A 13,473-nucleotide genomic window follows, 5' to 3' on the forward strand; every position below is an offset into this window, starting at 1 on the left:
GAACTCCCAATGAGAGTGGTTATACAGCTGTGTTTGATTTTGCTTCCCTGTGCTTTTGCCTTGGCGGAGCCCTCCCCTAACAACCCGCTATTTCATATCAAAAGTGGTGACTTTGAGCTGCCAGACGGGTGGTACTTTGGTGAGGTTGCTGGAGTGGCTCGCAGAGATAATGGTCACTTTGTCGTGTTTCACCGAGGATCGCATCCACTGCTGGAGTTTGACGGACAGCGGCGTTTTGTCCGGGAGATAGGGGCCGGGCTATTTGAAAACCCACATGGTCTCCGCGTGGACCAGCAGGGCAATATTTGGACGACTGATACCGCTACACACTTGGTGCTGAAATTTGCCCCCAGTGGAGAAGTGGCGCTGGTCTTGGGGAAGCGCGATACGGCCAGTGAGGGCTGGTTTGATCGTGACTATAACTTGGTGCTGTTCAACCAGCCTCAAGATGTAGCTGTAGATGGAGATGGGTTTATTTATGTCGTGGATAAGGGCAATAGCCGCATTGTAAAACTGGATGAGAGGGGCCTTTTGGTAACTACCTGGGGTGGTCAGGGCTATGCCCCTGGTGAGTTTAATTTTCCCCACTCCATTGTGATTGATGCCTCGGGGCAAGTGTATATCGCTGATCGTGAAAATCAGCGGGTGCAGATTTTCAATTCTAATGGCAACTACGTAAATCAGTGGGCGGATATAGGTTATCCCTATGTCCTCTTTCTCAGAGGTGATGCTCTGTGGATGACGGATGCACGGGCCGAGGAGCTGCGGCAGTACGATCTCTCTGGCAATCTCAAGATACGCTACCAGGGGCAGCCCGGGCGGGGTGCGGAGCACTTTGGTTTCGTGCATGGAATTTACGTGGATAAGGATGGGCTTTGGATATCCCATATCCTGAACTGGACGATCGATCGCCTACTGCCGGCAGATTCGGTACCGGCTCCCGCTATGTAGCTTTTTCTTGATAAATGTATTTAGGAGTATTTATGCCTCATTGTGTTATCCAGTGTCCTTCAAGCATGCTGGCGTCGATAGATGTTCCTGGTTTGCTGGCCTCAGTACATATGGCCGCAGGTCAGTCTGCTCTTTTTGAGTCGGGGGATATCAAAGTTCGTATGCTACCGGTTGAGCACTACTTGGTAGGGGGCAATCCAGGGCCTTTCATACATCTTGAATGCAGCCTGCTGTCTGGTAGAAGTGTGGAGCAGCGGCAAAACTTGGCTCAGTTGCTGGCTAAGGCTCTATGTACAGTATTGCCTGAAGTGGAGATGATCTCTGTGGAAGTCCGAGAGATCGTACGAGCCGCTTATTGTAACCGCGCCGCATTGGAGCTTGAGCTGTAGCCTCTTAATGAGCTGGAGCGGGTAGCCACAATCGAATTTTAGATGAGCATTGCGCGCCCCAATTGGGGCGCTTCGCTTGATAGCGGGTCAATTTTGCTCAGGTTTTCTTTTCAAGTCTTAAGCGTATCGCGAAAATTTATAGGACTTTTTGGCGATATAGATTTCATATTCCTACCAAGGGCAGTTGGCCTAATTCCGCATATTTTGGGCAGCTTTTGCTGTTTTTTGCTTTTCAAATGTATTTGGCTTCTATTTAATAGGCGGACAGTTCCATTGGGAAGGGGTACGATGGTGCGGGCTCTTTCTTCTTGAGGTTAAGAGCTGGTTTTGGAAAAACGCTATCTGAAAAATATTTAGTTTGTATAAAGGGAGTTATTTGTGGTTGCAGTGGTTGTTAAGCGAGGGCTGGTTTTACTCTTTGTATTGTCGATTCTTGGGGTTGTCGGCATAGCTGGCCTGCTTAATAGTAGTACGATTATTAAAACTTCGGGGCAGGTAGTTCAAGGTATTAAGATACCTACTGGAGAGACAGCTATTAGATGGCGTGCAGATTTGAGCCGGGTTGCGGAAGACCCGAAAATTGAAAAGATGCAAGGGCCAGTCATAATTCGAACTAAAAATGACTATGTTTCTCGGTGGTTTTGTGAAGATCGGGTTGAGGAGCAGCGCTCTACCTCTACAGAATTTACTTTGAGGTGCGGGGCCGATAAGAGAAATTTTTCTTTGAGGCAGCGTGAGGTTGAATTCCAGCCGTATGATGGGGTAAGTCCAATAGCAGTGGTCAGTGATTTGGAGGGGGATTTGGACTTCTTCCAAGAATGGGCTCGCAGCCTTGGTGTTATCGATGCCCAGGGGAATTGGTCATATGGCACTGGGCAGTTAGTAATTGTTGGTGATGTATTAGATCGGGGGCGGTATGTTTATGACTTGCTCTGGTTTATTTATCATCTGGAGAAGCAGGCGGCGGATAGCGGTGGCGCGGTACATTATTTGTTGGGGAATCATGAGCAATATGCATTTTCCTATGAAATAAAATCGGTAGAGGCAGAGCACTTATGGGCCATAGAGCAGCTGAGAGCTTATAATCAAGCTTTGGCCGAAGATACCGTTTTAGGGGCTTGGTTAAGAAGTAAGAAGGTGATGCTTAAACTTGGATCTGTGCTCTTTACTCACGGTGGTATCAGCGCTCAGGTATTAGAGCAGGATCTAAGTATTAACGATTTTAATAACTCCCATCGAGCCTATTTGTCTGGTGATAATAATATAGACGATAGTTTGTTAGTCGGGGGCTTCTCACCAACACAGTATCGTGGCTATGCGTATGGAATGGATGGCTACCCAGAGGCTAATCAGAAGTTGGTTGATGATACTCTGGATTACTATGATGTGAATTACATTGTGGTCGGTCACAGCACTCAAGAAGAGTTGGCTTCTAAGTTCCAGGGCAGGGTGTACTTGGTTGATAGTACTCTGTATGTACCTAAAGCACTGGTCTTTGAATCGGGAGAGCCGGTGGTGCATGATATTGGTGTGATGCGCAAGGATTTTGAGGATGCTCATACTGTGGAAGAGCCATTTGACATTCTCAACTCTAAACACTGGATGGCGTTTCTTGGTGTTTTTCTTGTTCCTTTTCTTACTCTATAGCTGTGGAGGTTTAAGCCTCTCAGTAGAGTAGTTAATTTTAGCTGAAGTAAAACTGTATGCTGATGTTTTAGTGTCGAGGTATTTGGGCTCGATTTGTATAAATCCGATGTGAAAGGGTAGGTGGGGTGTTCTGGTGGAGTTGAGAGTTATAACCTGGATTAAAGGTTTTGAGATTAAAAAAGCCTGGGCTGTCTTTATTCAGTGCTTGATAGTTGCGTCTTTGATTTCTTTTTCTATCGGTACTCTCCCTGATTTAACTCAGGGGCAGAAGGACGCACTACACCTGTTTGAAGTGTTTACAGTGTTAGTTTTTACTTTGGAGTATGTGCTTCGCGTTTATTTTTCTGAAAATAGGTTGGGCTTTATTTTTAGTTTTTATGGGTTAGTGGACCTTATGGCATTTTTGCCTTTTTATATAGCTTCTGGGCTGGATTTGAGGGCGCTTAGGGTTGTTCGTCTATTTCAGGTTTTCAGAGTACTAAAGCTATTGCGCTATAGTAAAGCCATTGCCCGGTTTGGCTGTGCATTTCGAATGGTTAAGGAAGAGTTGGTGTTGTTTGGTGTAACCGCACTTATCTTGCTTTATTTATCTGCGGTAGGTATCTACTATTTTGAAAATGCAGTTCAACCAGAGCAATTCAAATCTATTTTTCATAGTTTATGGTGGGCGGTTACAACTTTGACTACTGTGGGCTATGGGGATATGTACCCGGTCACTGTTGGTGGGAGAATATTTACTTTCTTTGTGCTTTTGACGGGGTTGGGGGTGGTTGCAATTCCGACAGGCCTTGTAGCTTCGGCTTTATCTAAGGCTCGGCTCGAAGAGATGTGTTGTGGTCAAGTCCAACCGGACACCTCTTTAAGCACATTTCTCAAATTCGATAGGGGTTACATCCCCCAATGTTGTGTGTATTCTGCATGAGTTGTAATAAGCAATATAGGCTCTCACATCTGCTGTCGCGTCCACCCTTGTTTCATAGAGGTTTCCCGTTAGCCACTCTCGCTTCAGGCTGCTAAAAAACCGTTCTGTTGGTGCGTTGTCCCAGCAATTTCCTTTACGGCTCATTGAACATACCATTCCATGCTCCTTCAGCAACGCCTGATAGGTATGGCTGGCATACTGACTGCCTCGATCAGAGTGGTGTAGAAGGCCTTGCGGTGGTGTGCGTAAATTGACGGCCATCATCAGCGCACGACTCGCCAAAGCCGTTTCCATCTGGCGATCTAGGTGCCAACCAACTATCCGGCGTGAATAGAGATCAATTACTACCGCCAAGTACAACCATCCCTGTAGCGTCCAGATGTATGTAATATCCGTAGCCCAAACTTGATTTTTAGCACTCGGCGAAAAATCCCTATTCAGAAGATTCTCTGCAATGGGCAGTTGGTGTTTGCTATCTGTCGTCAACGCAAAACGCTTCTTGCGTTTTACTGCCAAACCTAGCTTTTTCATTAGCTTTCGGGCTCGATAGCGCCCAATTTTAAAGCCTTCTCTGCGTAATAGCTTCATTAGTCGGCGGCTTCCCAAGCTCTGCCGAGATTCTGCAAATAAGGCCTTCAAGCGATGGCATAGTTGCCATGTTTGGCTATCTATTGAGCTATCACTGCGATGGCACCAATCGTAATAGCTGCTCTTTTTTACCTGCATTACTCGGCAAAGCATCCTAACTGGAAAGCTACTTTTCTGCTCTTTGATGAAGCTGTACTTTACTTCATTTCTTTCGCAAAGAAGGCGCTGGCCTTTTTTAGGATTTCCTTCTCCATCCGCAAGCGCTTGTTTTCACGTCGCAACCGATCCAATTCAGCGCGCTCGCCTGCATCCAATCTTACTCCGCTCTCTTCCTGCTTCAGCTCCTTTACCCAGCGTCGCAAGTTATTAGCAGTGGTCCCTACAGCCTCTGCGGCCTTAGAAATCGAATAGCCTTGTTCAGAGACAAGAGCTACAGCGTCTTTCTTGAACTCCGGCTTGAATTGCCGGCGTGTACCTTTTGTTGTCATACGTCACCTCACTTGGTAGTTTTACCATCTTAGCGAAGTGTCCGGAAGTATTAGACCACTACAATGGATGATGAGTAGGGGATTGTCGCTAGCTTTGATGGGTAAGAGGCCCTTCGCGGGCCTCTTACAGGGGCGGGCTATTTAAGAAGTGCGTGCCTTTAGAGGTTCGCGCAACTGCTCGGCCATCCGCAGTAGTAGAGACTCTGTAGTTTCCCAGTCGATACACTTGTCGGTAACGGAAACCCCATACTCCATATCGCTCAGGTTTGGCAGGATTTTCTGATTACCGGCCTTCAGATTACTTTCCACCATAACACCGATAATCGACTGGTTGCCGTCGAGAATCTGGTGGGTCACATTGTCGACCACCAGGGGCTGTAGCTCGTGGTTCTTGTTGGAGTTGGCATGGCTACAATCGACCATAATGTTTGGCATGATATTAGACTTGCGTAGCTCCTGCTCACACATAGCGACACTTACGGAGTCGTAATTCGGTTTGTTATTGCCACCGCGCAGTACAACGTGGCCGTAGGGGTTGCCGGCGGTGTGGATTATCGCAACTTGCCCGCGCTTGTTGATACCGAGGAAGCGGTGGGGATTGGCGACAGACTGCAAGGCATTAATAGCCACTTCCAAGCCACCGTCAGTACCGTTCTTGAAGCCTACAGCAGAGGAGAGGCCGCTGGCCATTTCCCGGTGAGTTTGTGACTCGGTAGTTCTCGCACCAATGGCGGACCAGGAAATAAGGTCTTGCAGGTATTGGGGAGAGATCGGGTCCAGTGCCTCTGTCGCAGTGGGTAGCCCCAGTTCGGCGACATCCATTAGCAGCTTGCGGCCGATATGTAGGCCCTCTTCAATTTTGAAGGAGTCGTTCAAGTGGGGGTCATTGATAAGCCCCTTCCAGCCAACAGTGGTGCGGGGCTTCTCAAAATAGACGCGCATTACTATCAGAAGTGTGTCGGAAACCTTGTCTGCCAACGCCTTCAGACGCTTGGCATAATCCATTGCGGCGTCCACATCGTGAACGGAACAGGGCCCGATAACCACCATTAGGCGGTGGTCTTTGCGGTCGAGGATATCGCGCACGGCGGCGCGCCCTTTGGCGACAGTCGCTTCGGCGGCGTCGCTAATGGGGAGTTCTGCTTTCAGCGTCTCCGGGCTGATGAGGACTTCCTGGGAGACAACATTTAAGTCGTCGAACTGCTGTGTGGTCATGGTGCCTTCTGGTTACTCTATTCCTTAGTGCCGCACTGCACTTGCAGGCGGATGACTTATCCTACTGCGCCGCAAAGAATAGGGCGAGGGTTTCATTTGCAACCAAATGTTTGGCCCTATTTTGGGATGTGTATCTCCCTTTACTCTAGCGTGCCTCTGAAAGCCCCGCAGAGCGGACCTTGTCTTATAAAGGGTTGTGGCCATTCGTGGCGAGCTGCGCCTAACATCTGTAGCCTTCAAGACCCGCAGAGGCATTACGGAGTTACTTAGAGGCTCCTTAAGTCTTTACGCTTGATTTGGCGGTGGTCTAGTGCATCCATAGGGTTTGCAATTATTGTCCCCGATAATATAAAGGCTCGCTTCGCCTTTTAATCGAATGAAAATCCAACACTATGTGCCATAAGGGGGCTAGCCGCCCGGTGGTAGGTTTTGCTTGAGTTTGCCGAATAACTCTATTGAAAAAAGATGAAAAGCTCCCGCGATAATTTTTGCTATTACGAGAAGATTGGAATGTTAACTCCTCCAGAAAAACTTCCGGGAGGGGGCGCTGTGCTCTGAATTTCGCAGACAATTAAAGGAAAAGAAGGCCTCGCTCATTAAGCGTATTGAAAGAGATGGCTATGCTGTTTCCGAAATTGAAGTAAAGATGTGGCTGTTTCTAATTGAAGTAGCTCTATCAGCATGGCAGGCCTGTCAATCTTGATCCTTTGGTGAAAATTTGCACTATTATTGGTTCGGTCGTACCAGGTGGTAGATTGCATAATAATTTTATATGGCGTATTTGCTGGGCTAGAGGTTGGTCATGGGGCGAAACATGAAAACTTTGGCGGTGGGCTAACGTCTCTTGCTGTGACTTTGTCGCCATCAATGCGTATCGCCAAAAAAAAGTTGACCACAAAAGTATAAAAAATCGATATAGGTAAAAGTAAAGAACTGTGAAGTAGGCTGGCTAAATTAAAGAACTATTTCACGGCATGGGGCGCCATGCACGGATAAGCTTTATTCGTTAAGTTCAGAATCTTTAGATGGTCAGCATGTTTACAAGCTCAAATGAAAAACTTCAATCCAAAAAGGTGTTGAAAGCCCCGTTTTTACTATTATTAAGCGCACTGCTTTTTGGTTGTGGCGGGGGCGGTGGTAGTGATGAGGCAACATCGGAAGAGGATTCTGCCGGTGAGAACTCAGGGGGGGAAGTCGTAGACACACCTTCTGAAAATAGTCGTAGTAATAGCCTACCTATTGCCAATGACCAATTAGTGCAGATGGCTGCACATGGTCGTTTGGCTAAATCTATATTTCTCGCCGCCTATGATGCAGATCTAGACTCGCTGCAATATACCATTCAATCCCAACCTACTCATGGCAGCTTAACCGGCAGCGGTCAGCGCTGGGAGTATCTCCCTGAAACAGGTTTTACCGGTACTGACAGCTTTTCTTATATGGCATCTGACAGTAGCGGTGCCAGCAATCTTGCGACGGTAACGATTGAGGTTGCGGCAAATGATTGTGCCAGTGATTTTCTGGAAGGACCCTCTGACAGCTTACTTATGCACGTTCCCTCCCACCTGGAATTCCGCGATGTAGCCGGTGGTAATAGTGTGGTTGTTGAGGGTACCGCACTGACAGAAAGCGCCTCCTCAGACCCGGAGGTGGAAGGGCGCACTATGTTCGTGAGCCGCAATGACTTTCATAGTGCGGATATGACCATCGCCCTTCCCGAGCAAGACGATCTCGCTTACTTTAGTCTGTCATTTCAGTTTATTCCGGATAGCGCCAACGGTGATGAAGTGATGGTGCGATCAATCGCCGATCCAACTACTAACAATAATGCCGGCAGTTTTTATGTGGGCACCAGTGGCAGTGGTGTTGTCGGGCAGCTGGGTAGTCAAGACAGTCAGCAGTTTTCTAATACTGAGAGCACTTTAAAGACCCGCAGTTGTAATCATATAGCACTCACAGTTGATAATGGCACATTGACTGTCTACGTGAATGGGGAGGCATCCTCTTCAGTAGCGATCGATAGTGAAAGCTATGCCCACTTGGGCGATATGCTGCAATTTGGGCCCTTTGCCGGGAAGATCTGGGATGTGCGCCTCTACGAGCGTGTGCTGACTTATGATGAGGTTATGGACTTAGGGGGCAGCAAATGTAATGAAGCTATGGTTGCCACCAGCCCCTATGATGGTTACAACAATTACCTGTGTTCAACCTATCAATGTCAGTGGTGGCCTGATGACACCGATAAGACTATGGAAAACTTTGAGCACTATATTGTGGCTCAAGAGCGCGTCTGGGAGCGGAATATCTTTGAGGCCGGTATGTACGGTCAGGGTGAGCTCTGCACCTACTTTAGCGATGACGGCTCCACACGGGACCTGGAACTAAACGATGCGATCAGCGGCACCTTCGTTAAGGATTATACCTTAGAAGATAACCCCCTAACTCAATCAAATGCCCAACATTGGTTGCATGAGAACTTCCACTCCTACCAGGGGAGGCTAAACAGAGTTACAGGGGAAGCCAGTGGAAAGTACACCCTGGAATCCTCTGCCAGCTGGGGAGCGGATCACAATATCCCCGGAGTTAAGGACAGTCTCTTGGGCTACTATACGCTCCACCCGCATATTAGCCTGTGGGCTATTCAAGACTCCCCGGTAGATCACCAATACGGTTATGATTTCAAGGGCGGTCATCAATACGGGGCGTATATTTTTTGGTCATGGCTTACCAACTACGCAGTTAGTAAGGATCTAATGGGGGGCGTGTTCCGTAATTCCAGGGATGGGCTTAATGACCTGGAAGCTGCCGATGCCTATCTAACGGCTCAGGGGCACGATATGAAAGCCCTGTTTGCAGATTTTGCTGCACGTATTACAACTTGGGATATGGTTGAGAGCGAGGCCTACCAGATATCGGAAGCAGTTTCACTGAGCCGAATGCTGGATGAGCACCCCGATGCCAGCACTCATGACAATAAATTTACCCATACCTTCGATAGCGAAGGAACCGGTAACAGCTGGACCGATATGGATAGCGGCTATGTACCCGGCTCCTGGGCGTTTAATGCCTTTAAGGTGGAAGGTATCACTGAAGATAACAACTACACCATTGCCGTTAGGGTGGATGCTGAAAATAACCCCGCACATGCAGACTTCCGTGGCCGTGCAGTGGTCTACAACCCTTCCACCGGCTCTCGCAGCTACTACCCGTTTGATATTGACAGCTCAGGTGAGGTTTCCAGCACCGTAGTTCCTGTACCGGCAGATCACGAGCTCTATGCGCTGGTGGTTACTACTCCGGATACTTTTAGGGATTTCGAGTTTTACGATTATGACTTCGCCATTTATCCATCGGGCGGTGATATCGACTCTGACCCAGTGGGGGATAGCTCTAATAGTGATACCGTCAAAGTTGTAGTGATGGCTGGTCAATCCAATATGGAAGGCAATAACACCCGCTTGGATCGCTTGCAGGAGCTGGTTTGCCATGCCAATGAAGACTATACCTATGGTGATTCAGACTGTGGCTCAACAGACATCAGTGATGAGCAAATCAACGAACAGTTTATCGATAATACTGACTCGCTAGATGACTACAGTGAGAGACTGAGCAGTGATAGCGAAGATCCGGTGGTACAAAAACTTGGGCAATTCCTCTGTCGCGCGGGCAGCCTGGACTCCCTCTCTGGGGAGACTTGCGACAGCCGTGATTTTGATTTGACCGATCGACTCTTTGCCACCATCAGCAGTTATTATTTCTCTTCAAGTGATGGCTCTTATGGCTATAACTACGATGCCTGGATGCAAATGAGTTCCGCTATGGAGGTGGCTGAGGCTTATGCTGATGGGCACCTTAGCGCAGATCTTGAATCTGTACGGGATGATGTCACTGTACTCCAGTATCAGGGTTCGCTAAACGATACCGGTTCTCTATCGTTTTCAGAGCGCTACGGGCAGCTGTTCCCAAATTATGGTGTATCCACTAACCGCTATGGCCCGGAACTCACTTTTGGCCACTATCTTGGCGAAGAGACCGAGGGTGATTTACTGCTCCTAAAAGTGGTGCAGGGCGGCACTGACTTACGGGTCGATTGGAAAGTGCCCGGCTGCCACGACTCTAGCGCTAATGAGTGGACGGAGGACGAAGAAAACCAGGACTCTCTTTACACCGCCATGCTGGAAAAAATTGAAGCCTTGCGCGATCCAGAGGTTTTGGCCAGTTATTTCCCACAGTATGAAAACAAGACAATAGAGATTGATAGCTTTATCTGGTTCCAAGGTTGGAATGATGGCGGACAATCAGTAAATGAAAGTAATTATCAAGCGAATCTGACTTGCTTAGTAGATGGCATGCGCGAAGCGCTGAATGATTACGACCTGCCTATTATCATCACCAAGAGCCATTACGGCGATTCAAGTGGTGCTATTCAGTCAGCCCAGCAAAATGTTGCAGACGCTACCTATAATGTTGAAGCGCACGATACGGATGATCTCTCCGGTTACTACCACTATGATCCGGCGGCACATTTGGTGATTGGTAAACGCATGAAAGAGGTGCGAGATAGCTTACCCTAAGCAACCACATCCCATTTAAACAAGTGTCAAGTCCTTTCTAAAAGCTTAGGGGGCCTCTAAAAGCGCCGCAGAGATATTGCGGGGCTATATAGAGCCCCCTTTTATTTGCCCCTCATATTATTAGCTCGTAATTTACTGTGTGCTCAACACAGATATGGTTAGATTTATAATCTGCTGAGCGCGCGTACAGTCAAACATTGATGTAAATCGCCCCCGCCTTTAAATCGAATCCTGTGATGTAACACCTAATAATAACAGCCGCAGAACCGCCTATAGAGGCTTGCAGGTTTGTGAATCCTACAAATAATTCAGAGGTTTCTGTTCTGCTGACCTGATCCCGCCAGATTACACTCAGGCTCCTGAGGTGTTATTAGTGTTTTAGGGTATCAGTGATCCGCTTATTTAGGCTTCCCATTGTTATGGCTGTAAAGCAGTGAAAATTTTTCATCAGGAAGCACTGAGAGATCTACCTCTTGCTGGTTAGTTTGGAGCTGAACAGTTTGTGCTGTACGCTACGCTAATATGAATAGGTTCTATTTCAATAGAGCCTAAAATAGCCATCAAATAGCATTGGAGTACCAAGTGGAAAGGGTGTTTCTCAGGACTTTTGGAGTTCTAGGCGTGATTTTATTTGCCCCTCTATTCCTTCTTACATTCGCTGATCCCCATGTGATCGAGAAGTCGGGTAAGTCATTTATTGAATGGAAGCTTCAGTCTGAGGCAAATATGCAGATTGATGCCGTACAGCTCCCAGAGCCAACAAAGCTAGAAGTGCTACTTGGCGCTAAAGCGCGAGAACTCCACGCTAAAACTGAGAAGAACCTTGAAAAGGTAAAGCAGCAACTCAAAGCCGATGCGCCAGCTATTTTGGCCGAACAAATTGCAAAACTTCAAAATCTAGACTGTGAGTGCCGAAAAAAGTGGCAGCAGTCAATCAGAGTATCTATGGAGGCAAAGCTTGCCTCCCTCGAAGCGGCTAAGAGTAAACTTGTTGAGTTTAGCCATGTTAAATATATGGAAATTATCCATAAACTAACTTTGGATGTGCGTATTTTCTTGGGGGTAAATGCAGCTGTTTTTATTTTCTTGCTGATCGCCTCATTTATGCAGCCGAGAGCGGTCAAGCAGCTATTCTTACCCGGTGGGTTAATGTTGGCGTCAACAGCGGTTTGCTCATACTTTTATCTCTTTGAACAAAATTGGTTCTATACGATTATTTACTCCGACTATACTGGCTTTGCCTATGTGGGCTATTGGGGGCTGGTCTTTGCTATCCTGTGCGATATTGTTTTCAATAGGGCGAGGGTAACAACAGAAGTGCTCAATGCTTGCCTTACGGCAATTGGCCAAGCGGGAAATTTGGCTCCGTGCTAAAGAGGTTGCTAAAGTAGAGGTTTTCTACATATTGTCCTGGATTTTCTACGAATATTATAACTCACTATAAGCTAATGGAAGGTTGGAGGGGCATGGTGGCACAAAGGTATTCTGAATTAGACTGGTTAAGGGTCTTTTTGATTCTGGCTGTATTTTTGCATCATGTATTTATGCCATTCAATGGTGATGGATGGCACGTAATGAATGGAGAGTCAAGTAAGTTGCTCGATGATGTAATGGTATACTTTGAGCAGTTGAGGTTGCAAACTCTCTTTTTTATTGCTGGAGCAGGAAGTCTACTTTTATTAAGAAAAGTTAATGCCAGAGAGTTTTTGGTTGGTAAATTTCATCGGCTTTTTGTTCCCTTGGTTTTTGCCACCATGCTCATAGTGCCACCACAAAACTATTTTGAGGAAATAAATAGTTACACGAGCATATTTGACGCTTATCAACATCTGTTTCTATCATTTGAGACGAATCACCTTTGGTTTATTGAATTTCTTCTTGTGTTTATGTTGTTGGCTATTCCAGTCAGATTGGGGTTTGATAGTAGGCTGGGGGCTATTCTTATCCATAAGATGGAACGCTTGGTATCCTTTAAGCATGGGCTGTTTTCAATTGTAATCATTTTTTTGTTGTTGAGGTGTGGTCTCAAGCTTCTAATGCCTTCCCAGGACAAGGGTATTGATAACTTATCAGTTTCATTGTTTTTCTTTCTGTTCTTTTTTGTTGGTATGTGTTTCATTCGTAGTCCCAAGATATGGAGGTCTGTAACCAGCAATCGTTTGGTAAATTTAAAGTGGTTCATTTTTAGTTCTATACTGTTTTATGCTTACTATTTCAAGCCTGATATTAGTGAGTACGTGGCACTAGAGGTGCGTTGGCAACTCTGGTGGCTGGTTTGTACACTCGTTTCTTGGTCTGGATTGTTGGCGTTGGTGGGGTACGCAAGTGCGTTTTGTAAGCAAACGCCCAGATGGCTCCATACTGCTAATGAATTAATTTATCCGTTCTATATAGTACATCAAACCGTTATTGTGGCGTTGGCCTTTTATATCGTGCAGTGGAACGCAGGTATTGCAATAAAGTCAATAAGCTTGTTGCTGTGCTCATTCATTGTATGTAGCTTGCTGTGTTTTTGGGTTGTAAGGCCTATAGGGATTTTTCGTTATTTGTTTGGTTTAAAATCAAAGCCGACCGCTTACAATCAGTTAAGCCAAAATGATATCTCTGGTAGGGGTTCGGTCGTGAATGTAAGGTGAACTCTGTGAGCAAAGGACGTCGCGAAATGAATGTTTCACCCATGCATATAGGTATAGTTGGTT

The 13,473-nt window shown here is 46.7% G+C and carries 9 protein-coding genes; 7 read left to right on the top strand and 2 right to left on the bottom strand.

Going from position 1 to position 13,473, the window contains the following annotated elements; all coding sequences use genetic code 11:
• Positions 1–9 precede the first annotated feature (9 nt).
• The 4 genes from ACJJIK_RS02410 to ACJJIK_RS02425 all read left to right on the top strand — a co-directional run bounded on the left by ACJJIK_RS02410 (position 10) and on the right by ACJJIK_RS02425 (position 3,909).
• Positions 10–951: a peptidyl-alpha-hydroxyglycine alpha-amidating lyase family protein gene (locus ACJJIK_RS02410; protein ID WP_444944090.1), complete on the top strand. Its 942-nt coding sequence runs from the start codon at positions 10–12 to the stop codon at positions 949–951.
• Between the two features lie 32 nt (positions 952–983).
• Positions 984–1,340, top strand: a complete 357-nt coding sequence (locus tag ACJJIK_RS02415) for a 5-carboxymethyl-2-hydroxymuconate Delta-isomerase (RefSeq protein ID WP_444944091.1) — start codon at positions 984–986, stop codon at positions 1,338–1,340.
• Between the two features lie 378 nt (positions 1,341–1,718).
• A complete protein-coding gene (locus ACJJIK_RS02420) occupies positions 1,719–2,987 on the top strand; it encodes a metallophosphoesterase (RefSeq protein ID WP_444944092.1) in 1,269 nt (422 codons plus the stop codon).
• Between the two features lie 133 nt (positions 2,988–3,120).
• Positions 3,121–3,909, top strand: coding sequence for an ion transporter (locus ACJJIK_RS02425; RefSeq protein ID WP_444944093.1), 789 nt, complete (start codon positions 3,121–3,123; stop codon positions 3,907–3,909).
• Here the strand turns inward: ACJJIK_RS02425 and ACJJIK_RS02430 are convergent.
• A protein-coding gene (locus ACJJIK_RS02430; protein WP_444930134.1) for an IS3 family transposase occupies positions 3,847–4,985 on the bottom strand; the annotation gives its coding sequence in 2 pieces (ribosomal slippage) (positions 3,847–4,736 and positions 4,736–4,985; 1,140 coding nt in all). The two genes, ACJJIK_RS02425 and ACJJIK_RS02430, sit on opposite strands and share 63 nt — an antisense overlap.
• A gap of 141 nt (positions 4,986–5,126) precedes the next feature.
• Positions 5,127–6,200 carry a 3-deoxy-7-phosphoheptulonate synthase gene (locus ACJJIK_RS02435; protein ID WP_444931344.1) on the bottom strand — a complete coding sequence of 358 codons (1,074 nt, stop codon included), beginning with the start codon at positions 6,198–6,200 and terminating at the stop codon, positions 5,127–5,129.
• Positions 6,201–7,234: 1,034 nt separating this feature from the next.
• On the opposite strand from ACJJIK_RS02435, the gene ACJJIK_RS02440 reads away from it, so the two are divergent.
• The 3 genes from ACJJIK_RS02440 to ACJJIK_RS02450 all read left to right on the top strand — a co-directional run bounded on the left by ACJJIK_RS02440 (position 7,235) and on the right by ACJJIK_RS02450 (position 13,410).
• Positions 7,235–10,774 (top strand): sialate O-acetylesterase, encoded by a 3,540-nt coding sequence (locus ACJJIK_RS02440; protein WP_444931343.1) that lies wholly within the window; start codon positions 7,235–7,237, stop codon positions 10,772–10,774.
• Positions 10,775–11,356: 582 nt separating this feature from the next.
• Positions 11,357–12,148, top strand: a complete 792-nt coding sequence (locus ACJJIK_RS02445) for a hypothetical protein (protein WP_444944094.1) — start codon at positions 11,357–11,359, stop codon at positions 12,146–12,148.
• Between the two features lie 95 nt (positions 12,149–12,243).
• The gene (locus tag ACJJIK_RS02450) at positions 12,244–13,410 is read left to right on the top strand and encodes an acyltransferase family protein (RefSeq protein WP_444931341.1); all 1,167 of its coding nucleotides are present in this window, start codon (positions 12,244–12,246) and stop codon (positions 13,408–13,410) included.
• The last annotated feature ends 63 nt before the right edge of the window (positions 13,411–13,473 follow it).

Source organism: Microbulbifer regidiadema (SeqCode), from assembly GCF_052466995.1.